This window comes from Mesorhizobium sp. WSM4814 (assembly GCF_055811595.1).
On record NZ_JBVVQT010000019.1, the window covers coordinates 20,558 to 41,285 of the forward strand.

Sequence of the window (20,728 nt, forward strand, 5' to 3'; positions counted from 1 at the left end):
ACGCCGCCGCAGGAGAAGACGGCTGGCATAAGGATGGCCGAGACAGACGGTCGTGTCAATTTTTCAACTTGCCTACGGCAGCTTCGCCAGTTCGGCAGCGTGGCGGATGGCAAGCAAGGCGTCCCGGTTGGTCACCGGATAGCCTGCGATGAAGCGTTCGACCGAAAAGCCTGAAAAATCGGCTCTCAAGCGGGCCGCGGCGCGCGCCGCCTCGCCGGTCTCGCCCATGGCCGCATGCGAAAGTGCCAGGAACATCAGCACGTCCGGCGACTCCGGCGAACTCCTGCGGAGCGCCGCGACAGCTTCCCGATGCCTGCCGGCGGCAAACAGGATGCGGCCTTGCATGCCGAAATACCAGGGCGGGGCCAATGGATTAAGGCGCATGGCACGCTCGATGAGCGGGATCGCCTCGGCTGGATCGCCGGTGACAAGCGCTTTGCTGCCGGCGAGCAGCAGCAGTATGCCGGCGTGGTTGGAGCCGTATTCGAGAGCCCGCCGGTGCGCGCGCTCCGCTCCTTCGAGATCGCCAAGGCATGCCCTGACATTGCCAAGGCATGCGTGGGCGCAGCTGTCCGTCGGGTCGAGGCGCAAGGCGTTTTCGGCCGTGATCCACCCGTTCTCGATCGACGTCAGCACGTCGTCGCCAAAGCCGTTGCAGGCCTCGATCGAATAGGCGTAGGCGAGTTCGGCCCAGCAGTTTGCGAAGGTAGGATCAAGCTCCAGCGCGCGCGAAAACAAGCGGATCGCCTCGGCATTGCTGGCGCGGCTGAACATGGTGTGCTGTTCGAGGGCAAGCAGATAAAAATCGTAGGCCCGCAAGCTGGCCAGCGGCTTGCGGCGAGCCGCATTGCGGCCGACCGTGGCCAGCGTTCCATAACTGCCGGCGAACACGTTGATGATGCTTTCGGCCAGGCTGTCCTGCAGCGCGAAAATGTCCTCGGCCGGGCGATCGTAGCGCTCTCTCCACAGGTCGACGCCGCTGCGGGCATCGGCAAGCTCTATCGTCAAGCGAATCCTCTGGTCGTCCGCACGCAACTGGCCCGATACGAAATAGGTGGCGCCGAGCGCCTTGCCGTCAGCCGCGAAATCGGCCGGCTTGCTGCCCAGCGATTTCATCGTGTGGAAGGCGATGACAGGCAAGCCCGCGTATCGCGCCAGGTTGATGGTGATGTCTGACGACAGGCCGTCGGCAAAGCGGCGCCAGCGCTCTTCGGAATTCAGGCATTCGATCGGAAATATGGCGAGCACCGGCGGAGCGTCCGACTGACGTGACTGCCCGCCCGGCCGAGCGCCGGAAGCGCCGGCAAAATACGCCGCGAGCCCGATCTTGGTGCGCACGCCAAGTTTTTCGTAGATGGCCGCAAGGTGGGTGCGAACAGTGGTTGGGGCAATGAAAAGTGCATTGCCGATTTCGCGATAGGTCATGCCGGTTGCGAATTTTTCCGCGACCGCGCGCTCGCGACCCGACAAGGCATCGAGCGTCTGCGCTTTCGAAGCGTCATTGACCGTCATGGTGGAACCCGTCCCAAGACAGAATACTACAAATGCAGGAGGCCGAATACTGCATCTGCCCGATCCCGTCGCAGGCGCACAAATTGCAAGGTCGTTTGCCGCAAAAAGCGGCAATCCGGGGGAGGTTTCCATGCGTCCTGTTTCGATAATGCTGGCATGCACGATCTTGAGTTTTTCCGCCGCCCAGTCGCCGTCGTTCGCTAGAGGATGCAGGCAGGTGCTGGAATCGGATGTGAAAATCACGAGCATGCGCCTCTATGCCGACATCCTGGCCAATGCCGCCCGCAACGGCCGGGACTACACCCCTGAATCGATCGTCAGCGGCTCAAAGCGGCATTTCGAGGAGATGAAGCTGCAGTTGAATGACGCCGGCTATGAGATCATGCCCGTCGGCGTCCGCCTGTATTGCAAGCGGTGGGACAAGCTCGCCGCCCGCTAGCAACCAGCGATCCGCCCTTTGCGGCGCAAGCTTTGGTGCAGGCCAACTGTCTGCTTCTGCTTGCCGCTGCCTTTTGGGGCTTCGGCAATGTTGCGCAGAAGACTGTGCTGGATCATCTCGATCCGCTTAGCGCCGTGGGCATGCGCTGCCTGATCGCGGGGCTCATGGTCCTGCGGTCGTATCTGGATCAATCACCCTGCTGTCGCTGACAGCAGCAAGCCGGCGGTGGCAGACTGAGAGATCGGGCAACCCGGCGAACCCAGCGAAGCCGCCAAACAACAGGCCGGGGACCCGACCGGAACCGAATACCGCCCGTTCCTTGCGCAAATCTCCGGCCTTGGCTAGCATCCGCCCGCCGGCGCCGAGCGGAGGAGAACGTCGCGGTGGACCGGCTGGAGCGCCGTTGCGTCCCCCTGGGCGCTCAAAGGACACTCCATTTCTGGATCGACGCAGGAATTTTCGGAAAACCGGAACCGGTTTTCGGGTTCATGCGCTCATGTGGGAGGAGACTAAATTGATCAACAGACGTGAATTCCTGCTGTCGTCCGTGGCGATGGGCACGATGGCGCTGGCCGCTCCGCAACTGGCTTTCGCCCAGGACAAGCTGACCATCCTTGGTTCGGTGCCGAGCCTCGGCTTTCCGTTCTTTGTGCACATGCTGAACCAGATCAAGGCGGAAGCTCAGGCGCAGGGCGTCAATCTTGTCGAAAGCGACGGCCAGAACTCGGCGCCCAAGCAGACCGCCGATATCGAGGCAGCGCTCGTGCAGAAGGTCAACGCCATCGTCATCTCGCCACTCGACGTCAACGCGCTGGCCCCGGCCATCGAGCAAGCGATCCAGGCCGGCGTCCCCGTCGTCACCATCGACCGCCGCGTCGACGGGGTCGAAGGCATCCTCGCCCATGTCGGCGCCGACAACGTCAAGGGCGGCGAGGCCGAAGCGCAGGCCATGGTGGCGGCTTTCCCGAACGGCGCCAAGATCTTCCATCTGCAGGGCCAGCCAGGTGCCGGGCCGGCGATCGACCGCAACAAGGGCGTGCACAACGTCCTCGACCCGATGAAGGACAAGTACCAGATCATCTTCGAGCAGACCGCCAATTTCGCCCGCGCCGAGGCGCTCTCGGTCACCGAGGCCGGCCTTGCCGCCAACGGCAAGCCCGACGCGATCATCTGCGCCAATGACGACATGGCGCTGGGCGCGGTCGAAGCCTGCGCGGCGCGCAACTTCACCGACGTCAAGATCTACGGCTTCGATGCGCTTCCCGAAGCGCTGGTCGCCGTGCGCGACGGCAAGCTGGCCGGCACCGTCGAACAGTTCCCCGGCGAGCAGTCGCGCACCGCGGTGCAGATCGCCGTCGCCTATGCCAGGGACAAGACCGAGCCGAAGGAAAAGCTCGTGCTGCTGACGCCGATCGTCATCGGCAAGGACAATCTCGACAAGGCGGAAAGGCTGGGCGAGACGAAGTAGGCCAATTGGTGAGGTCGGTGGGACAGCACCCCCCTCTGGCCTGCCGGCCATCTCCCCCGCAAGGGGAGAGATTGGCAGCTTCGCTGGCTGCGCCTTTTCTTCAACGTTGGTGATTGGCGAAAGCCGTGACGACATCCGATCTCCCCCCTTGCGGGGGAGATGTCCGGCAGGACAGAGGGGGTGTTCAAGCGCCGAGAGATGGCGTGAAAAACTGCATCGAGGAAGCAACTTTTGTCCGTCACTGAAGCCATCGCGCCATCTCTCCCCCTCCTCGCCGTCGAGGGCGTGACCAAGCGCTTTGCCGGCGTCACCGCGCTGAGCGATGTCTCGCTCGAGGTTCGGCCCGGCGAAATCCTCGGCCTGCTCGGCGAGAACGGCGCCGGCAAGTCGACGCTGCTCAAGATCCTGTCCGGCGTGATGCCGCCGTCCAGCGGCCGCATCGTCTTCGACGGCGTAGAATTCAATCCGCACAATCCGCAGGATGCCAAGCGCCTCGGCATCGTCACCATCTACCAGGAACTGAGCCTGATCCCGACGCTGACCGTGGCGGAGAATATTTTTATCGGCCGCGCGCCGCTCGGGCGCTTCGGCCTGGTCAGCTGGCGGAAGATGGAGGTGGACTCGCGCGCGATCATCGCCCGCGTCGGCCTTGACCTCGACCCGGCGACGCCGGTGTCTGCGCTGTCGGTGGCCGAGCAGCAGCTGGTCGAGATCGCCCGCGCGCTGTCGCTTAAGAGCCGGCTCATCATCATGGACGAGCCGACCTCGGCGCTGACCGAAACCGAAGTGCAAAAACTGATGTCGATCATGGGCCGGCTGCGCAAGGACGGCGTCGCCATCATGTTCGTCACCCACCGGCTGGAAGAGGCCTCCGCGATCTGCGACCGCATGACGGTGCTGCGCGACGGCAGGCTGGCCGGCCATCTCGACCGCGATGGCGGGCCGATCAAGCTGCCGAAAATCATCGAGAAAATGGTCGGCCGCGCCGCGTCCGAGCTTTATGCCAGGCCGACGCTGCGCGATGTCGCCGGCGACGTCAGGCTTTCCGTGCGCGGTCTGCGCACGGTGCGCGATCCGCAGGCGCCGCACGCCATCGTGCTCGAAGGCATCGATCTCGACCTCAAGGCGGGCGAGATCCTCGGCGTCGCCGGTCTCGTCGGCTCCGGCCGCACCGAGCTTGCCCGCGCCATCTTCGGCGCCGACCGCATCGCCGCCGGCACCATCACCCTCGACGGCAAGACGATCGCGCCTGAAACACCCGCCGACGCCATCGCCCTCGGCATCGGCCTGGTGCCGGAAGACCGCAAGCATCAGGCGATCTTCGCCGCGCTCGGCATTCTCACGAACTTTTCCGTCGCAGCGCTCGGCCGCTACTCCAACGCTCTCGGCTTCATGGCCGAGCGCCGCGAGCGCCAGGCGCTGGCGAGCTACAGAAAAACGCTGTCGATCCGCATGGCCTCGCCCGAGCAGCCCATCGAGGGGCTGTCCGGCGGCAACCAGCAGAAGGTCATCCTCGCCCGCTGGCTGGCGCGCGACCCCAAGGTGCTGATCGTCGACGAGCCGACGCGAGGCGTCGATGTTGGCGCCAAGGCCGAGGTGCACCAGATCCTGGTGCAGCTCGCCGGGCGCGGCATCGCCATCATGATGATCTCGTCGGAATTGCCCGAAGTGCTTGCGGTGTCGGACAGGATCGTCACCATGCGGCGCGGCCGCATCACCGGCGAGATGCCAGGTATCGAGGCGACCGAGGAAAAACTGATGGAACTGATGGCGCTCGATCAAACGCAGGAAGCGACGCAATGACCAGCACGACCGAACAGAGCCAGCGCGGCGGCATCAATGTCGCGCGCCTGCTGATGAGCTTCGGACCGCTGATGTTCCTGGCGCTGCTGATCGTCGTCTTCACCGTGCTGAAGCCGAGCTTCATCGACCCGATCAACATCTTCAACATCATGCGGCAGATCTCGATCACCGGGCTGATCGCGCTCGGCATGACCTTCGTCATCCTCACCGCCGGCATCGACCTGTCGGTTGGCTCGCTGCTGGCCTTCTGCGGCATGGTCGCGGCGGTGGTGGCCAAGGGCGGCACCGCCAACACGCTGTCGCTGTCGACGTCCGGCGCACAAGGCTATGGCTGGTTCGCAGCCCTTCTGGCAGCCGTCGTCGTCGGCGCCCTGGCCGGCGGCGTCCAGGGCTTTGCCATCACCCGGCTGAAAGTGCCGCCCTTCGTCGTCACGCTCGGCGGCCTCACCGTCTTTCGCGGCCTGACGCTGACGATCTCCAATGGCGGCCCGATCTCCGGCTTCGACGCTTCGATGCGCTGGTTCGGCACCGGGCTGATCGGCCCGGTGCCGGTGCCGGCGATCATCTTCGCGGCGGCGGCGATCCTCTGCCACATCGTCCTGCGCTACACGCGCTACGGCCGCGCCGTCTACGCCGTCGGCGGCAATGCCGAGGCGGCGCGGCTGTCCGGCCTGCGCGTCGACCGCATCCTGATCTCGGTCTACATCATCGTCGGCTTCTTCGCCGGCCTTGCCGCCTTCGTGCTATCGGCCAGGCTCAATTCCTCGGAAGCCGTCGCCGGCATCGGCTACGAGCTGACGGTGATCTCGGCGGTGGTCATCGGCGGCACCTCGCTGTTCGGCGGCATTGGCTCGGTCGGCGGCACGGTGGTGGGCGCGGCACTGATCGGCGTGCTGCAGAACGGGCTGCAGTTCAACAACGTCTCGTCCTACACGCAAAGCATCGTCATCGGCCTGATCCTGATCCTCGCCGTGGCCTTCGACCGCTGGCTGAAATCGCGGGTAAGGCGGTGAGGGTTGGAAGGCGCGGCGCCGACGCGATCTTACCTTCTCCCCTTGTGGGAGAAGGTGGCCTCGCGAAGCGAGGTCGGATGAGGGGTGTTCCAGCTTGGCAATTTTCTTGAAATCGCCGCCGCCTCATTCCTTCCAGCACCCCTCATCCGGCTTGGCGCTTCGCGCCAATCCACCTTCTCCCACAAGGGGAGAAGGAAAAGCCGCGTTCACGCCGGTGCGTTGACACGCTGCGAACGCGTTGCCCAATCGATGACCGGTCCACCCCCAACCGTAGATCTCGTCAGCGGCGCGAGAAGATCGTTGCGGCGGGCAAACGCCACGAAGGTCGCCCGCGCCGTCTCGGCGTCGATCTCCCCGTCCATCGCGGCCCGGCGGGCTTTGGCGGCGATGTCATGCGCGGCCGTCCGGCTCGCCCGCGGCCAGTCGGCAAGCAGCGCATAGGCCTCAGCCGCGCTTTCTATCCTGGTCGGCGTGCCGAGGCCGGTCAGGATGGTGACCGGCTTTTCAAAAGAAGAACGGTCCATGACACTTTCCTTTCCGGTTCAACTGTCTCCAACAGGCGCAGGCATGCGCGCCTGCGCGGCAATCATTTACGCTCCTCCTGGCCGGCCCCGACGCGTTGGGCCGACAGGAACATCAGCGTATAGGCCGCCTTGCGGCGATCCCAGCCGGCCTGCTCGGCCATGTCCAGCAAGCCGTCGACCAAGGGCGCCAGCGCCGCCCTGCAATCGGTTTCATAGTTGAAATCGTTCTTCGGGCGGGTCGGCGCCGCGATCTTTCCAAAACTGTCCATCACATCCATGGCACCTGCTCCGCATTGGTCCGGACCGGCAAGACCGTGCCCGCTTTGGCGGACACGGTCCATCTGCCGTTCAGAAGCCTCGCTTTGGGTGCCTGACCTTAGTAGTCCATGCCACCGCCGGGCATTGCCGGTGCGGCAGCTTCCTTCTTCGGCTTCTCGGCCACCATCGCCTCGGTGGTGACCAGCAGGCCGGCGACCGACGCGGCGTCCTGGAGAGCGGCGCGCACCACCTTGGCCGGGTCGATCACGCCCTGCGCGTAGAGATCGCCGAACTCGTTGGTCTGGGCGTTCCAGCCATAGCCGAATTCGGTCTTCTCGCGCAGCTTGCCGACGATGATCGAACCTTCCGCACCGGCATTCTCGGCGATCTGGCGCACCGGCTGCTCGATGGCCCGACGCACGATCTCGACGCCGGTCCTCTGGTCGGGATTGTCGACGGCGACATTGTCGAGCGCCTTCGCTGCCCTGAGCAGCGCCACGCCGCCGCCGGGCAGTATGCCTTCCTCGACCGCAGCGCGGGTGGCGTGCATGGCGTCGTCGACGCGGTCCTTGCGCTCCTTGACCTCGACCTCGGTCGAGCCGCCGACGCGGATGACGGCGACGCCGCCGGCGAGCTTGGCCAGCCGCTCCTGCAGCTTCTCGCGGTCATAGTCGGAGGTGGTCTCCTCGATCTGCGCCTTGATCTGGCTGATGCGTGCCTGGATCTCGTCCTTGCGGCCGGCACCGTCGACGATCGTGGTGTTCTCCTTCTCGATCAGCACCTTCTTGGCGCGGCCGAGCATCTCCAGCGTGACGTTTTCGAGCTTGATGCCGAGATCCTCGCTGATGGCCGTGCCGCCGGTCAGGATGGCAATGTCTTCCAGCATCGCCTTGCGGCGGTCACCAAAACCCGGCGCCTTGACGGCGGCGACCTTCAGTCCACCGCGCAGCTTGTTGACGACCAAGGTCGCCAGCGCCTCGCCTTCGACATCCTCGGCGATGATCAGCAGCGGCTTGCTCGATTGCACTGCGGCTTCGAGCACCGGCAGCATGGCCTGCAGGTTGGACAGCTTCTTCTCGTGGATCAGCACATAGGGCTCTTCGAGCTCGACGCGCATCTTGTCCTGGTTGGTGATGAAATAAGGCGAGAGATAGCCGCGATCGAATTGCATGCCCTCGACCACTTCGAGCTCGGTCTCGGCGGTCTTGGCCTCCTCGACCGTGATGACGCCCTCATTGCCGACCTTTTCCATCGCTTCGGCGAGGAAGCGGCCGATCTCGGCATCGCCATTGGCCGAGATGGCGCCGACCTGGGCGATCTCGTCGTTCCTTGTCACCTTGCGGGCATTGGCCTTGAGTTCGGCGACGATGGCGTCGACCGCCTTGTCGATGCCGCGCTTCAGGTCCATCGGGTTCATGCCGGCGGCAACCGCCTTGGCGCCTTCCTGGACGATCGACTGCGCCAGAACGGTGGCGGTCGTCGTGCCGTCGCCGGCGACGTCGCTGGTCTTCGAGGCGACCTCGCGCACCATCTGCGCACCCATGTTCTCGAACTTGTCCTCAAGTTCGATTTCCTTGGCGACGGTAACGCCGTCCTTGGTGATGCGCGGGGCGCCGAACGACTTGTCGAGGATGACATTGCGGCCCTTTGGACCGAGCGTCACCTTCACCGCGTCGGCGAGGATGTTGACACCGCGCAACATCTTCTCGCGGGCTTCGGTATGGAATTTCACATCCTTGGCAGCCATTGGATAACTCCTTCAAATAGGCAGCTTTTCGTTGACTGATGGCTTGTTCAGGCCCCGCTCAGGCGGCCTGCTTTTTTATCTGGTCGGTCATTTCAATCACGCCCAGCACATCGCTTTCCTTCATGATGAGCAGGTCCTCGCCGTTGAGCTTGATCTCGGTGCCCGACCATTTGCCGAACAGGATGCGATCGCCGACCTTGACGTCGAGCGGCTGCAACTGTCCGCTATCGTCGCGCGCGCCGGGGCCGGCGGCGATGACCTCGCCTTCCTGCGGCTTTTCCTTGGCTGTGTCAGGAATGATGATGCCGCCAGCGGTCTTCTCGTCGACCTCGATGCGGCGGACCAGGATACGGTCATGCAATGGACGGAACGCCATGTCGTTCTCCTCATGGGACAAACAGATTTTCTTGGACCTCCCTTCGCAGCCGACCAGTGGGTCGGTGCGACGGTGCGCGACCCCTGCTCAGGCATCACGCGCCTATCGAATTAGTCTGCCTATCCAGCCTTTCAAGAGGACGCCGAAAAAATTTTAGCACTCGCCGTTGTCGAGTGCCAACGCACCGTAATAACGCACTGTAATAATGGCGCTATTCCAGGATTTGAAACGACGGATGCGACTTGAAACCGGGGCGCAACCTTCCGACATCGTCGTCGATCCCGGCACCGTCTGCCGGCGGCCGGAACCGATGAGGAAGCGGAGGCGTTTTGGGTGCGGATTGCACCACAGAAAGGAGACGTGCATGGTCAGCAAGGAGTTCCAGCTCCAGATGCAGGGTTTTGGCCTGACAACGGCGGAGATCCACTATCGTCTTCCCGACTACCGGGACCTGCTGCAGCTCTTCATCTGGCAGGAATACGACATCGCTCCGGATTTCCCGACGCTGAAGCATTTCCTCGACTATTGGGAACGTGAGATCGAGGGCCCGCTGCATTCTGTGCGCGTCGCCCATCATCGTCTGATCCAGCCCTCCGAATGGCGGGCGGTGGACGGCGTCATTACGCTGCAGTGAAATAGAGAAAAGGTGGCGCTTTTCATGAAAGGCGCCGCCTCTGCAGCACAGCGCGTCCGCCCCGGCTTCAGGTTCCCCGGCTTGAGGTTCCCCCGGCTTCAGGATCATTGGCGTTCAGGTGGATTGATGTTCAGGTGGATTAACGTCCCGTGACCAGCAGTCCGGCGGTGCGTGCCGCCTTGACGAAGGCGGTGCGCGCCTCGCGGGCGGTGCGCCAACCGTCGAGCGCGTCGCGGCAGGCGCGATAGGCTGCGCGCCAGTTGCGGCCGCACGCCCGGTCCGGCCATTGCTGCATGCATTCGATGGCTTCCCAGCTGCTGGCGACCTTGCGCTCTCCGACGGATTGGAGCTTGAGCGTGATCGGCTCGGAAAATGGGACGTCGTTCATCACTTCCTCCTTTTCTTTTTGAGAATAACCAGGAAGGCGGCCCGATCGGCGCCCGACTGACGAGATGGTTCGTATGGCTGCACGCTTCAAGACCTCCCCCGTCTCCCAGTCTGCTTGCCGAAACCCGGCGCTATATGTCGTCGTCCGGCGGTTCGAGAAGCCCGATCAGCGTCGCCACCCTTGCCGACGGCAGCGGGCGGCCCTCGTTGACCAGCGCCTCATCGGCGCCGACCCAGGCAAAGGCCTCGCGCAACTCTTCGATCGTCGCGCCGGTCGAGGCGATGTCGGCGATCACGGCGTCGTCGACCGGGCCCAGCACCGAAATGATGTCGTCGCGTGTCATGGTCATGATGTCCTCCATGCGGCGTGCCGGCGCGACCCTCAAACGACGGTTGAAACCGGCATTACCAGTACAATCCGGCAACAAAAATTGTGGCAGCGGGACAGAATCTGGGTCTTGATTTCGGCCTGACAATAACCAAATGAAAATTGCCGGTTGCCGAATGGGACTGGCAGAACCCAGGGAGCGCCAAGCTCTTTGGCGCCCCTCGTACTATGTTGCTCCACGGAGGATGTAGCTATGAGAACCGCATTCGACTTTTCCCCGCTCTATCGGTCGAGCATCGGTTTCGACCGCATCTTCAACCTGCTGGAAAACGCGCCTCAGGCAGTCGAAACCTGGCCGCCCTATGACATCGAGCGAAGCGACGAGAACACCTATCGGGTGAGGATCGCCGTCGCCGGCTTTTCCGAGAACGATCTCGACATCAGCCACGAGCCGAACCTTCTCATCGTCTCGGGCGAGCGCAAGGAACAGGACGAGGTGGAATATCTCCATCGCGGCCTTCCGGTGCGACCGTTCACACGGCGCTTCGAGCTTGCCGATCACATGACGGTCACCGGCGCCTCGCTCAATAACGGCGTGCTGACGATCGACCTCGTGCGCCAAGTGCCCGAAGAGATGAAGCCGCGTCGCATCACGATCGCCAAGCAAGACGGCGCGCCGAAGGCCGGACAGGTCGAGAAGCCGAAGCAGGCCGCCTGAGCGAAGTCGATCTCTGGCGTTCGCCTTTGACACAACCAGTCGAGAAAGGAGAACAGCAATGGCTATTCGTGATCTCATTCCCTGGGGCCGGGAGAACAGTCCGGTTCCCAGCTTCTATCGTGACGAGGACCGCGACCCGTTCATGGCGTTGCATCGCGAGATGAACCGACTGATCGACGACGCCTTCCGCGGCTTCGAAACGCGCATGCCGATGCTCAGCGGATTTTCGTCGGCGCGCGGCAGCTGGCCGAGCGTCGAAATCGCCGACGGCGAGAAGGAGATCCGCGTGACCGCGGAAATTCCCGGCATGGACGAAAAGGACGTCGACGTGATGCTCGACGACGGCGTGCTGACACTGCGTGGCGAGAAGCGCTCCGAGACCGAAGACAAGGACAGGCAGTTCTCCGAGCGGTTCTACGGCCGCTTCGAGCGCCGCATCCCGCTCGGCTACGAGGTCGAGGAGGACAAGGTGAACGCCGCCTTCCACAATGGCGTACTCACCGTGACGCTGCCCAAGACGGAGCGCGCACAGTCGAAGGCCAAGCGCATCGCCATCAGTGGCGGCGGCGCCAGCCCCGGCAAGAGCAAGCACTGACGACATCGGCAGCCGGACGCGCACGCGCCGGCTGCGCAATCGGGCTGCATCCCGATCGGCCCGCGCCTCTGGCTGAGGCGCGGGCTTCATCTGTTCGGCCGATGCGCCTGACGGCGCGAAGGCCGAATATTGAGTATCTACGGAGCATTGAGTAGCAGCGTCGCTACCGTGGCGTTCCTGGCATCCAGGCAACGGAGCCCGCCATCCCTTGGGTTGGCGGGCTTTCGTTTCAACTGTCGAACTTTATCGGCCTGTCGGAGCCGAGCGAAAAGTCCTCGCCATCCGCTTCTTGTCGCCAGTTATAACAGCGGGCGGAGGCAGCCACCCGTCTCAGATCGCCTCGCGCTGCCGTTCCGGCGTGGCGACCAGCAAGGCCGCGGCGGCGTTGGCGGCAGCAAGTGCGGCCTCGACCCGATGCCCGCGGGCAAGGCCTGCCGCGAACGCGCCGACGAACTCGTCGCCGGCGCCATGGGTGCTGACCACCTTCACCGGAAGGGCGGCCCGCTCGAACGCCTGGCCGTCGCGGCCGCAATAGGCAACGCCCTCCCCGCCGGCCGTGACGATCGCCGCCGGGTAGAAATCGATCAGCATGCGTGCCGCCTCGGCAGCACCCTCGAGCGTATCGACGACCGCAACGCCGGCCAAAAATTCCGCCTCGATGGCGTTGACGATGACGATATCGGTGAGTGCGATCAATTCGCCGGACAGTTTTCGCGCGGGGGCGGCGTTGAGCACGACGCGGCCGCCATGCGCCTTCACCGCCCGCGCTGCAGCAATGTTGGCGGCTTCCGGCACCTCGTTCTGCAGCAGCAGCACCGCCGTTTGCGCAACCATCTCGGTCGCGGCCACGATGTCGTTCTCGCCCAAGGTGAGATTGCTGCCCGAGACGATCACCGCGCCATAATCGCCGCCGGCGTCGAAGATCGCCACGCTCATGCCCGAGCCGGCGCCAGGTGCGACCCGCACGAAGCGGCTGTCGACGCCGCGGCGCGCGAGATTGCCGACAACCGCGCGGCCGAAATCGTCATCGCCGACGGCGCCGATCATTGCCGAGCGCACGCCGGCCCGCGCCGCCGAGACCGCCTGGTTGCCGCCCTTGCCGCCGCATTTCGGCTGCCAGGCATGGCCGGTTACGGTTTCGCCCTTGCGCGGGCGGTCAGGCGCTTCGACCATGATGTCGTAATGCAGGCTGCCGAACACGGTGACCAGCGGAGCCGTCATGTGCCCCGATCTTTCATGAGCCGCCCCAATCTTTCATGAACCGCCCTTTTCCCGGCGTTTCGACATCACCGCCGACATCGTGCGGCCGAGATTGCGCTCCGCCGCCTGGTAGTCGCGCTGTGCCACCGCGACGAACAGCGCGTCGAGAATGTTGAGCTGGGCGATGCGCGCCGCCGCGTTCTCGCCCATCAATGGCGAGCCCTGCGCGGTCGAGCACAGCACGATGTCGGCGACGGCGGCCAGCGGCGAGTTGTCGTAATTGGTGATCGCCAGCGTCCGCGCACCGCTCTTGCGGGCGAGATGGATGGCATCGATGACGGCGCTGGTGTTGCCGGAATGCGAGAAGCCGACCGCGATGTCGTCGGCGCCGAGCAGCGAGGCCGACATCAGCATCATGTGCGAATCGTCGTAGACGGATGCGCGGATGCCGATGCGCAGGAATTTGTGCGAGACGTCGCGCGCGATCTGCGCCGAACCGCCGACGCCATAGAAATCGCGGTTCCTGGCGCGGTACAAAAGATCGGCGGCGCGGTCGAAATCGTCCATGTCGAGGATCGCCAGCGTTTCCTCCAGCGCCTGGATCGAAGTGCGGAACACTTTTTGGACGATCTCGGCCGAGCTGTCGTCGACCGACAGTTCCTGGTGCATTTCGGCGGTCGGCAGGCGGCTGTATTCATAAACCGCGGTGCGGAAGTCGCGATAGCCGGAAAAGCCCAGTTTCTTGGCGATCTTCACCACCATCGCCTCCGACACGCCGGCTTCTTCGGCGATCTGCTTGAGCGGAATGGTCTCGTCGAAGCCGCGCCGTCCGAATACGGTTTCCACCACCTTCGCCTCGAGCGGTGTCAAATGCGGCATCATCATGCGGATCCGCGGTCCTACTGCTTTCAGATCCAGGCTGGTCAAGGTCATCCACGTCCCCTCGTCACGCGATCGATGAGCATCGCGGCGAGGATTATAAGGCCAGTTGCCAAGAGCTGATAGAAGGACTGGACATTCATCAGCGTCAGGCCGTTGCGCATGGCGCCGAGGATGACGGCGCCCAGGATGGTGCCGACGACGCTGCCCTTGCCGCCCATCAGCGAGGCGCCGCCGATGGCCGCCGCGGCAATGGCATCGAGCTCCCAGAGGTTGCCGAGAATGGGCTCAGCAGCACCCAGCCGGCCGATCAGGATCTGCGCGGCAAGGGCCGCCAGCAGGCCCGAGATCATGTAGGCGGCGATCTTGGTGCGAGCGATCGGCACGCCGGCTATGTAGGCCGCCTCCTCATTGCCGCCGACGGCGAGCAGATATTCGCCGAACGGCGTCTTCTTGAGGATGATCCAGGCGATCAGCGCGACCACGGCCACGATGATGACCGCCAGTGGCAATCCGAACAGCGAGCCGTTGAAGATGGCGCGGAAGCCGGCTGGCAGGCCGAGCACCGGATTGCCGCCGGTATAGATCAGCGCCAGCGCCCGGTAGGTGCTGAGCGTTCCCAGTGTGACGATGAAAGGCTGCAGCCCGACATAGGCGACCAGCACGCCATTGAGCAGGCCGCAGACGAGGCCGATGGCGAAGCCGGCGGCGATGGCCAGCGGGAACGGCACGCCGGCAACCAGCATCGAGGCCGAGATGACGGCCGAAAGGGCTGCCGTCGGCCCGACCGACAGATCGATGCCGCCCGAGATGATCACCAGCGTCATGCCCAACGCCAGGCAGGCGTTGATGCTCGACTGCTGCAGGATGTTGATCAAATTGCGCTCGGCAAAGAAGCCCGGGACCAGCGCGCCGAAGACGGCGAGGATCACCACCAGGCCGATCAGCGTGCCGGCGTCGCGCAGCGAAAACCGATGCAGGAATTCAGCCCGTGGGCGCGCTGCTGTGCGTTCGGTTACATCAGTCATCCGCTGGTCCTGTCCGTTATGCCTTGCCGGCCCGATGGCCTTGCGCCTTGCCGGCCTTGCGTCTCAGATTGGGGTATGGCGTGCGCCGCGATCGCCTGTTCGCTGAGATCAGCCCGATCGAGCTCGGCGGCGACCGTGCCGTCGCGCATGACCAGCACGCGGTCGGCGAGCCGGATCACCTCGGGAAGCTCCGACGACACGACGACGACCGAATGGCCTTCGGCGGCGAGCTCCTCGATCAAATGGTAGATCTCCGCCTTGGCGCCGACATCTATGCCGCGCGTCGGCTCGTCGAACAAAAGGATGCGCGTTCCCGCCGCCAGCCAGCGGCCGATGATCGCCTTCTGCTGGTTGCCGCCGCTGAACAGCCGGATCGGCCGGTCGAGCAGGAACGGGCGCAAATTGACCCGCTTCATCTTCTCGGCCGCGACCCGTTTCAGCCTGGTGTGATCGATGACGCCGCGCGGTGCGAACACGCCCATCGAGGCCAGCGCCATATTGCTGGAGATCGACCGCAACGGCACGATGCCTTCGCGCTTGCGCTCCTCCGGCACTAAGCCGATGCCGGCGGCGATGGCGTGGCGCGGATTGGCGAGTTTTATGGCCTTGCCGTCGATCTCGACCCTGCCCGACGAGGCGCGGTCGGCGCCGGCCAGCAGCCGCAGCAGTTCGGTGCGGCCCGAGCCGACCAGGCCGGCAATGCCCAGCACCTCGCCGCGGTGCAGGTCGAACGAGACGTCATGGACCTTGGTTGCCGAGGCGAGGCCACGCACGCTCAGTCTGACCTCGCTGGAGGCGTGCGAGCGGTGCTGTTCCTGGGCAAGCTCGCGTCCGACCATCATCGAAACGACGGCTTTTTCCGACATTTGCGCCAGATCGACGGATCCGACCACGACGCCGTCGCGCATGATTGTGGCGCGCTGGCAGATGCCGAACACCTCGTCCAGCTTGTGCGAGACATAGACGACCGCGACGCCGTCGCGCGCCAGCCCGGCAATGACTTCGGCCAGCCGCTCGAACTCGCTCGGCGTCAGGCTCGATGTCGGCTCGTCCATCGCCACGACGCGTGCCCGATCGAGCAGCGCCCGGGCGATCTCGACGATCTGCCGCTGCGCGACCTTCAGGCTGCCGAGCGGGACTGCCGGATCGATGGTCGGATCGAGGGCGGCAAGGGCTTCCGCAGCGCGGCGCTCCTGCTCGCGCCGGGCGACGAAGATGCCGCCGCGCGTCAGCGGATGACCGAGGAACATGTTCTGGGCGACGCTGAGATGCGGCACCTGCTGCAATTCCTGATGGATCATGGCGACGCCCACGGCGCGCGCCGCGACCGGATTGTTCAGCGCCACCGGTCTGCCGTCGATCAGCACGCTTCCGGCGGTCGGCCTGTAGACCCCCGACAGGATGCGCAGCAGCGTCGATTTGCCGGCGCCGTTCTCTCCGAGCAGGCCATGGATTTCGCCGGCGCCGACGGAAAAGGACACATCGCTCAGCGCCCGCACCGCCGGAAACACCTTGGAAATGCCCTCGAATTGCAGCCGCGGGACAGACATTGGTTCTATTCTCCAGGCAAAGGGCGCCAGCCCGGCCGGCACCCGCAGTCCTGCCCTTAATTGCCCGCTGCCGTGTCCTCGAGCAGCGCCTTGCGCACGGCGTCGCCGGCGCCGGAATAGCGGTCGGCATTGTCCTTGGTGATAAGCGCCTGCGGTGTGGCGACGACGCGCGGCAGCTTCTGCCCGGCCACCAGCCGCAGCGCCGATTCCAGCGCCACCTCGCCGGTCAGCACCGGGAAGCTGTCGACGGTGCCGGTCAGTTCGCCGGCGCGGATCGAGGCATAGGCGTCGGAGATGCCGTCGGTGCCGAAGACGGCGACCTTGTCCTGCAAGCCGGCGGCCTTGACCGCCTCGACGATGCCCAGTGCCATGCCATCATTGTTGGCATAGAAGCCGATCAGGTCGGGGTGCTGCTGCAGGATGTTGCTGGCAGCGTCGTAGGAGGTCTGGCGATCCCAGTTGCCGGGCACGCTGGCGACGACCTCGAACTTGCCGGTCTCGGTGATCGTGGCCTTGAAGCCATCCGTGCGCTGGACTGCGGCATAGACGCCGGCCTGGCCTTCGACGATGGCGACCTTGCCGCCATCCGGCCGGTTCTTGATGAACCATTTGGCGACGCGCACGCCATTGTCGCGCTGGACATTGCCGACATAGTGCTCGGCCTGCGGGATGACCGCGTCATTGACATTGACCACCGGCACGTTGGCGGCCTTGGCCTGTTCCATAATCGGCTGCAGGTTGGAGTCGGTCTGCGGTGAGACGAGCAGCACGTTGTAGCCTTGCGTGACCAGGCCTTCGGCGATTGTCAGCTGGCCGAGCTGGTCGCCCTCGCTCTGCGCCGCCTGGTAGACGACCGGAACGCCGACGCGATCGCCCAACGACTTGTAGCCCTCACCCAGCGAGCGCCAGTATTCGTTGGTCAGCGTCTTGGAGACGGCGCCCGCCCTGGTGCCGTCGGGCAGCTTGGGCAACGCGCCGAACTTGGCCTCGAGTTGCGACCAGTCGATGCGGTCCTTTTCGGTGTCGGAATTGAGCGGCGCGAGGTCGGTGGAATAGGCGGAGCCGATGGACAGCGCCATCAACGCAGCGGTGGCGGTGGCAAGCAGAAATTTCATGGTCTTTCCTCCCTGGTTGAACGATTTTGAGGCCGAGCCTCAGTTCTCCGGCCCGAGCATGGCTTCCTGGATGATGGCTTGCGACGCGACCGCGTCCTGGCGGTCGATGGCGGTGGACAGGCGATTGTCCTTCTCCAGCCGCTCGACGACGCGCAGCATGCGCTTGACAGTGGCGATGTTGACTTCGCATTCGTGGATCGGATCGAGCCCAGTCATGTCGGGAAATGTGTCGAAGTAGATGGCGCCGGCGTAGCCGTCGCGGCGGATCTGCCTAAGCAGCTCGATCGTCTGCAGCGTATGCACCGCGCCGACCATCAGGCCGTCGTCGCGCTTGGCGTAGCCGTCGTTGAGATGCACGCCCAAGAGCTTGCTGTGGCGCGCCACAAGTGCTGCGGCAAAGGCCGGCTGCTCGTCGGCATAGAGCACATGGGCGAAATCGAGCGTCACGCCGAGATTGGGCAGGCCGATCTCGCGGATCGCCAGCAATGTCGTCGCCGCGTCGGGCATCAGGCTGTAGGAACGCGGCTCGTTGGGCTTGTACTCCAGGCTGATCAGGCAGTCGGGATCATGCGCTGACACTTCACGAATACCATCAATTTCGTGTTGCCATAGCGTCGCGTAATCGGCCTGGAAAGCATAGTCGAAGCCATCCTGGCCGAGCCACAGCGTCATCAGATTGGCGCCGGCCTCACGCGCGGCGTCGATGCCGGCCTTGGTCAGGTCGATGGCTTCGCGGCGAACTGCCGGATCCGGATTGGTGAAGGCGCCGAGCTTGAAGGCCGGATTGGAGTAGTAGCGCATGGCGAAACCATTGATGGAAAGCCCGAGATCGCCGAGTTTTTGTGCCATTTCCGCAGGTTTTTCCTCGACATGATCGGGAAAGTTGAGGTCAAGGTCGGTCAGCCCCGCAACTTTCGCCGCACGCGCCGCCATCTGCAGCATGGACGGCTTGCCGACAAGATCCGGCCATTCGGCCTGCGGCCGCGAGGCAAAAGAATTGAGGCGTGTGGCGAAACGATTGACTGTCATGGACGACCTTTCTTGGACATAACTTCACATACTATAGTTTATTTGCAAAGTAGGATGTGCCGTTTGATTCAAGACTGGGCGACGGTACAGCGTACATAGCGAGGAGCAGGCGGCCACGAAGAGACGAACTGCTGACGCACGATTTGATCCGCGTTCAAGACGCTTTAAGCGCAGCTGTTACCGTTTTCGCAAAAACGGTAACAACTCAACGATGGCCGTGGCAGCGAAGTTGTGTTATTACCCTTTTCGCGAAAACGGTAACAACGCCCATGCAGCAAATACCCCACACATACCAGACGCTCTATTCCGAGCTGGCGCAGCGGTCGCTGGACGCCGCGTTTTCGACGGAATTCAACATCGGCGGCCGCTTTGTCACAGCCGAGGTGAAAGGCCGCCGCTACTGGTATCTCGACCTACCTAGCCCTGACGGCGGCAAAACACGCAGATATGTCGGCCCCGTCGACGATCCTGAAATCACCAGGAGGGTCGAAAACTTCAAAGACCTGAAAGCCGACATCAAAGAGCGGCGAAAACTGGTTTCGACACTCGTTCGCGAAGCCTACCTGCCACGGCCGGAAAGGAAGACCGGCGACATTGTCCAGGCACTCGCCGAAGCTGGCTTCTTCAGACTTCGTGGCGTCCTGGTCGGTACCGTCGCTTACCAATGCTATCCAGCCGTCCTTGGCGTTCGCCTACCTAGCACGTCAATGGTCACCGGCGATGCCGATTTTGCGCAGTTTCATTCGATCTCGACGGCCGTCGATGACAAAATGCCACCCGTGCTCGATACGCTGAGGCAAGTCGACCCGACATTCCGAGAGATTCCGCACCAGGCTGATGGCCGCTTCACGACGCAATACTCGTCTCGCTCCGGATACAGGGTCGAATTCCTCACTCCGAACACCGGTTCGGCCGACTACGAGGGTCATCCTACAACCATGCCCGCGCTTGGTGGCGCGTCGGCGCAGCCCCTGCGCTTTCTCGATTTCCTGATATACGAACCGATCCGGGCCGTTCTCCTGCACGGCGCCGGCGTGTCGGTGAACGTGCCTTCGCCCGAACGGTACGCGATCCATAAGCTCATCATCGCCAGCCGCCGCCGAACGGATAACGACGGCACCGCCAAGAGCCGCAAGGACAAGATGCAGGCTGCAACCATCATGGAAGCCATGATCGAACAACGGCAGTCGGAAGATCTGGCCGATGCTTTCATGGAGGCATATGGCCGCGGTGCGGCCTGGAAGGAAGCCATACGCAAGACACTGTCCCAGATTAACCACGGCACGCGCGAAACCGTCCTGCCGGCGCTGGCCCGCGCTATTCGAAAGCTGGAAAGAGATCCTAGCGAATTCCACCTTGAAGACGCGGCGGCCGCACCGAAGCCGTAGGGCCTGCGCATGGTAAGGTTCCGGGCGGGCGCTGCTGATCGTAACCCTGTACAACCGCTGGCCGCCCTTGCGTCTTGCGCGCCAATTGATCATCCTCGCCGCAGTTGCACCGCGGCCGGGGGGTTCGCACATGCCGACGCTTTATGCGCTGAAACCGGCCTTCCAGGCCAGGCTGCGGCCGCTCGCCGACCGGCTGGCCGCGGCCGGCGTCACCGCCAACCAGATCACGCTGCTGGCTGCCGCCCTGTCGGTTGCCACCGGCGTTGTGGTCGCGGCCCTTGCCGGCCATCGCGCGATCTTGCTGCTGATGCCGGTGGTGCTGTTTGCGCGCATGGCGCTCAACGCCATCGACGGCATGCTTGCGCGGGAACATGGCCAGGCCTCAAAACTCGGCATGTATCTCAACGAGCTCTGCGACGCCGTCTCCGACCTGGCGCTGATCCTGGCCTTTGCCGCTCTGTTCCCGGCTTGGGGCGTCGTCGCCTTTGCCGTCACAGCAGTGCTTGTGGAGTTCGCCGGCGTGCTCGGCATCGCGGCAGGCACCGGGCGCAATTATGCCGGGCCGTTCGGCAAGAGCGACCGGGCGCTGGCGCTCGGCATCGTCGCCGTCCTCGTCGCCTGCGGCCTATGGGTGAACGCGATCACGCCGTTCGTGTTTCCGGCAATGGCTACACTCTCGCTGGTGACCGCCATCAACCGGATACGCAGCGGCCTTAACGGGAGCGGCGACTGAAATT

The 20,728-nt window shown here is 64.1% G+C and carries 23 protein-coding genes; 10 read left to right on the plus strand and 13 right to left on the minus strand.

Annotated elements, in window-relative coordinates:
• Positions 1 to 72: 72 nt before the first annotated feature.
• The gene (locus AC0L2V_RS24000; protein WP_473510646.1) at positions 73 to 1,512 is read right to left on the minus strand and encodes a LuxR C-terminal-related transcriptional regulator; all 1,440 of its coding nucleotides are present in this window, start codon (positions 1,510 to 1,512) and stop codon (positions 73 to 75) included.
• Here AC0L2V_RS24000 and AC0L2V_RS24005 point away from each other — a divergent pair.
• The 5 genes from AC0L2V_RS24005 (at position 1,502) to AC0L2V_RS24025 (ending at position 6,235) form a co-directional block, all read left to right on the plus strand.
• On the plus strand, positions 1,502 to 1,951 hold the full coding sequence (locus AC0L2V_RS24005; protein ID WP_473510644.1) for a hypothetical protein: 450 nt from the start codon (positions 1,502 to 1,504) through the stop codon (positions 1,949 to 1,951). The genes AC0L2V_RS24000 and AC0L2V_RS24005 overlap by 11 nt on opposite strands.
• 35 nt (positions 1,952 to 1,986) lie before the next feature.
• Positions 1,987 to 2,160 carry an EamA family transporter gene (locus AC0L2V_RS24010; RefSeq protein ID WP_473521449.1) on the plus strand — a complete coding sequence of 58 codons (174 nt, stop codon included), beginning with the start codon at positions 1,987 to 1,989 and terminating at the stop codon, positions 2,158 to 2,160.
• Between the two features lie 308 nt (positions 2,161 to 2,468).
• Positions 2,469 to 3,419 carry a substrate-binding domain-containing protein gene (locus AC0L2V_RS24015; protein WP_023799031.1) on the plus strand — a complete coding sequence of 317 codons (951 nt, stop codon included), beginning with the start codon at positions 2,469 to 2,471 and terminating at the stop codon, positions 3,417 to 3,419.
• Between the two features lie 231 nt (positions 3,420 to 3,650).
• Positions 3,651 to 5,222, plus strand: coding sequence for a sugar ABC transporter ATP-binding protein (locus AC0L2V_RS24020; RefSeq protein ID WP_473521379.1), 1,572 nt, complete (start codon positions 3,651 to 3,653; stop codon positions 5,220 to 5,222).
• On the plus strand, positions 5,219 to 6,235 hold the full coding sequence (locus tag AC0L2V_RS24025) for an ABC transporter permease (protein ID WP_023799033.1): 1,017 nt from the start codon (positions 5,219 to 5,221) through the stop codon (positions 6,233 to 6,235). Before AC0L2V_RS24020 ends, AC0L2V_RS24025 begins: the two co-directional genes overlap by 4 nt.
• A 206-nt stretch (positions 6,236 to 6,441) precedes the next feature.
• On the opposite strand, the gene AC0L2V_RS24030 is transcribed toward AC0L2V_RS24025, so the two are convergent.
• From AC0L2V_RS24030 to AC0L2V_RS24045, 4 genes are all read right to left on the minus strand, one after another.
• Positions 6,442 to 6,759 carry a DUF982 domain-containing protein gene (locus tag AC0L2V_RS24030; RefSeq protein WP_473521380.1) on the minus strand — a complete coding sequence of 106 codons (318 nt, stop codon included), beginning with the start codon at positions 6,757 to 6,759 and terminating at the stop codon, positions 6,442 to 6,444.
• A gap of 62 nt (positions 6,760 to 6,821) precedes the next feature.
• Complete coding sequence (locus tag AC0L2V_RS24035) at positions 6,822 to 7,037, minus strand: hypothetical protein (protein WP_091598888.1); 216 nt, start codon at positions 7,035 to 7,037, stop codon at positions 6,822 to 6,824.
• 98 nt (positions 7,038 to 7,135) lie between these two features.
• Positions 7,136 to 8,764, minus strand: coding sequence for a chaperonin GroEL (gene groL, locus AC0L2V_RS24040; RefSeq protein ID WP_473492907.1), 1,629 nt, complete (start codon positions 8,762 to 8,764; stop codon positions 7,136 to 7,138).
• Positions 8,765 to 8,822: 58 nt separating this feature from the next.
• The gene (locus AC0L2V_RS24045; RefSeq protein WP_473510638.1) at positions 8,823 to 9,140 is read right to left on the minus strand and encodes a co-chaperone GroES; all 318 of its coding nucleotides are present in this window, start codon (positions 9,138 to 9,140) and stop codon (positions 8,823 to 8,825) included.
• Between the two features lie 364 nt (positions 9,141 to 9,504).
• Between AC0L2V_RS24045 and AC0L2V_RS24050 the strand changes: the two genes are divergently transcribed.
• Complete coding sequence (locus tag AC0L2V_RS24050) at positions 9,505 to 9,774, plus strand: usg protein (RefSeq protein WP_473521381.1); 270 nt, start codon at positions 9,505 to 9,507, stop codon at positions 9,772 to 9,774.
• 139 nt (positions 9,775 to 9,913) lie between these two features.
• Here the strand turns inward: AC0L2V_RS24050 and AC0L2V_RS24055 are convergent, their stop codons facing one another.
• On the minus strand, positions 9,914 to 10,162 hold the full coding sequence (locus tag AC0L2V_RS24055) for a DUF982 domain-containing protein (RefSeq protein WP_473510636.1): 249 nt from the start codon (positions 10,160 to 10,162) through the stop codon (positions 9,914 to 9,916).
• Positions 10,163 to 10,292: 130 nt separating this feature from the next.
• Positions 10,293 to 10,511: a hypothetical protein gene (locus AC0L2V_RS24060; RefSeq protein WP_023799042.1), complete on the minus strand. Its 219-nt coding sequence runs from the start codon at positions 10,509 to 10,511 to the stop codon at positions 10,293 to 10,295.
• Between the two features lie 231 nt (positions 10,512 to 10,742).
• Between AC0L2V_RS24060 and AC0L2V_RS24065 the strand changes: the two genes are divergently transcribed.
• Both AC0L2V_RS24065 and AC0L2V_RS24070 read left to right on the plus strand, forming a co-directional pair.
• Positions 10,743 to 11,207, plus strand: coding sequence for an Hsp20 family protein (locus AC0L2V_RS24065; protein ID WP_473510635.1), 465 nt, complete (start codon positions 10,743 to 10,745; stop codon positions 11,205 to 11,207).
• Positions 11,208 to 11,265: 58 nt separating this feature from the next.
• Positions 11,266 to 11,802, plus strand: coding sequence for an Hsp20/alpha crystallin family protein (locus tag AC0L2V_RS24070; protein ID WP_473521382.1), 537 nt, complete (start codon positions 11,266 to 11,268; stop codon positions 11,800 to 11,802).
• 330 nt (positions 11,803 to 12,132) lie between these two features.
• On the opposite strand, the gene AC0L2V_RS24075 is transcribed toward AC0L2V_RS24070, so the two are convergent.
• The 6 genes from AC0L2V_RS24075 to AC0L2V_RS24100 are packed head-to-tail and all read right to left on the minus strand — an operon-like array spanning position 12,133 to position 18,603.
• On the minus strand, positions 12,133 to 13,023 hold the full coding sequence (locus AC0L2V_RS24075) for a ribokinase (protein ID WP_473510631.1): 891 nt from the start codon (positions 13,021 to 13,023) through the stop codon (positions 12,133 to 12,135).
• A 33-nt stretch (positions 13,024 to 13,056) separates the two neighbouring features.
• Complete coding sequence (locus tag AC0L2V_RS24080) at positions 13,057 to 13,935, minus strand: MurR/RpiR family transcriptional regulator (protein WP_473510629.1); 879 nt, start codon at positions 13,933 to 13,935, stop codon at positions 13,057 to 13,059.
• Positions 13,932 to 14,909, minus strand: a complete 978-nt coding sequence (locus AC0L2V_RS24085; RefSeq protein ID WP_473521383.1) for an ABC transporter permease — start codon at positions 14,907 to 14,909, stop codon at positions 13,932 to 13,934. Before AC0L2V_RS24085 ends, AC0L2V_RS24080 begins: the two co-directional genes overlap by 4 nt.
• Positions 14,906 to 16,459 (minus strand): sugar ABC transporter ATP-binding protein, encoded by a 1,554-nt coding sequence (locus AC0L2V_RS24090; RefSeq protein WP_473521384.1) that lies wholly within the window; start codon positions 16,457 to 16,459, stop codon positions 14,906 to 14,908. The genes AC0L2V_RS24085 and AC0L2V_RS24090 overlap by 4 nt, the downstream gene beginning before the upstream one ends.
• Positions 16,460 to 16,515: 56 nt before the next feature.
• Positions 16,516 to 17,574, minus strand: a complete 1,059-nt coding sequence (locus AC0L2V_RS24095) for a sugar ABC transporter substrate-binding protein (protein WP_473521385.1) — start codon at positions 17,572 to 17,574, stop codon at positions 16,516 to 16,518.
• 39 nt (positions 17,575 to 17,613) lie between these two features.
• Positions 17,614 to 18,603 carry a TIM barrel protein gene (locus AC0L2V_RS24100; RefSeq protein WP_473521386.1) on the minus strand — a complete coding sequence of 330 codons (990 nt, stop codon included), beginning with the start codon at positions 18,601 to 18,603 and terminating at the stop codon, positions 17,614 to 17,616.
• Between the two features lie 269 nt (positions 18,604 to 18,872).
• On the opposite strand from AC0L2V_RS24100, the gene AC0L2V_RS24105 reads away from it, so the two are divergent.
• Both AC0L2V_RS24105 and AC0L2V_RS24110 read left to right on the plus strand, forming a co-directional pair.
• On the plus strand, positions 18,873 to 19,991 hold the full coding sequence (locus AC0L2V_RS24105) for a nucleotidyltransferase family protein (RefSeq protein WP_473521450.1): 1,119 nt from the start codon (positions 18,873 to 18,875) through the stop codon (positions 19,989 to 19,991).
• A gap of 130 nt (positions 19,992 to 20,121) precedes the next feature.
• A complete protein-coding gene (locus AC0L2V_RS24110; RefSeq protein WP_473521387.1) occupies positions 20,122 to 20,724 on the plus strand; it encodes a CDP-alcohol phosphatidyltransferase family protein in 603 nt (200 codons plus the stop codon).
• The last annotated feature ends 4 nt before the right edge of the window (positions 20,725 to 20,728 follow it).

Excerpts from the sequence above, each read along its gene's own strand:
- AC0L2V_RS24030 (WP_473521380.1), bottom strand. The coding sequence starts at position 6,759 with ATGGACCGTTCTTCTTTTGAAAAGCCGGTCACCATCCTGACCGGCCTC.
- AC0L2V_RS24050 (WP_473521381.1), top strand. The coding sequence starts at position 9,505 with ATGGTCAGCAAGGAGTTCCAGCTCCAGATGCAGGGTTTTGGCCTGACA.
- AC0L2V_RS24075 (WP_473510631.1), bottom strand. The coding sequence starts at position 13,023 with ATGACGGCTCCGCTGGTCACCGTGTTCGGCAGCCTGCATTACGACATC.
- AC0L2V_RS24000 (WP_473510646.1), bottom strand. The coding sequence starts at position 1,512 with ATGACGGTCAATGACGCTTCGAAAGCGCAGACGCTCGATGCCTTGTCG.
- AC0L2V_RS24080 (WP_473510629.1), bottom strand. The coding sequence starts at position 13,935 with ATGACCTTGACCAGCCTGGATCTGAAAGCAGTAGGACCGCGGATCCGC.
- AC0L2V_RS24060 (WP_023799042.1), bottom strand. The coding sequence starts at position 10,511 with ATGACCATGACACGCGACGACATCATTTCGGTGCTGGGCCCGGTCGAC.
- AC0L2V_RS24055 (WP_473510636.1), bottom strand. The coding sequence starts at position 10,162 with ATGAACGACGTCCCATTTTCCGAGCCGATCACGCTCAAGCTCCAATCC.
- AC0L2V_RS24095 (WP_473521385.1), bottom strand. The coding sequence starts at position 17,574 with ATGAAATTTCTGCTTGCCACCGCCACCGCTGCGTTGATGGCGCTGTCC.
- AC0L2V_RS24105 (WP_473521450.1), top strand. The coding sequence starts at position 18,873 with ATGCAGCAAATACCCCACACATACCAGACGCTCTATTCCGAGCTGGCG.
- AC0L2V_RS24090 (WP_473521384.1), bottom strand. The coding sequence starts at position 16,459 with ATGTCTGTCCCGCGGCTGCAATTCGAGGGCATTTCCAAGGTGTTTCCG.
- AC0L2V_RS24085 (WP_473521383.1), bottom strand. The coding sequence starts at position 14,909 with ATGACTGATGTAACCGAACGCACAGCAGCGCGCCCACGGGCTGAATTC.
- AC0L2V_RS24045 (WP_473510638.1), bottom strand. The coding sequence starts at position 9,140 with ATGGCGTTCCGTCCATTGCATGACCGTATCCTGGTCCGCCGCATCGAG.
- AC0L2V_RS24110 (WP_473521387.1), top strand. The coding sequence starts at position 20,122 with ATGCCGACGCTTTATGCGCTGAAACCGGCCTTCCAGGCCAGGCTGCGG.
- AC0L2V_RS24065 (WP_473510635.1), top strand. The coding sequence starts at position 10,743 with ATGAGAACCGCATTCGACTTTTCCCCGCTCTATCGGTCGAGCATCGGT.
- AC0L2V_RS24100 (WP_473521386.1), bottom strand. The coding sequence starts at position 18,603 with ATGACAGTCAATCGTTTCGCCACACGCCTCAATTCTTTTGCCTCGCGG.
- AC0L2V_RS24070 (WP_473521382.1), top strand. The coding sequence starts at position 11,266 with ATGGCTATTCGTGATCTCATTCCCTGGGGCCGGGAGAACAGTCCGGTT.
- AC0L2V_RS24025 (WP_023799033.1), top strand. The coding sequence starts at position 5,219 with ATGACCAGCACGACCGAACAGAGCCAGCGCGGCGGCATCAATGTCGCG.
- groL (WP_473492907.1), bottom strand. The coding sequence starts at position 8,764 with ATGGCTGCCAAGGATGTGAAATTCCATACCGAAGCCCGCGAGAAGATG.
- AC0L2V_RS24035 (WP_091598888.1), bottom strand. The coding sequence starts at position 7,037 with ATGGATGTGATGGACAGTTTTGGAAAGATCGCGGCGCCGACCCGCCCG.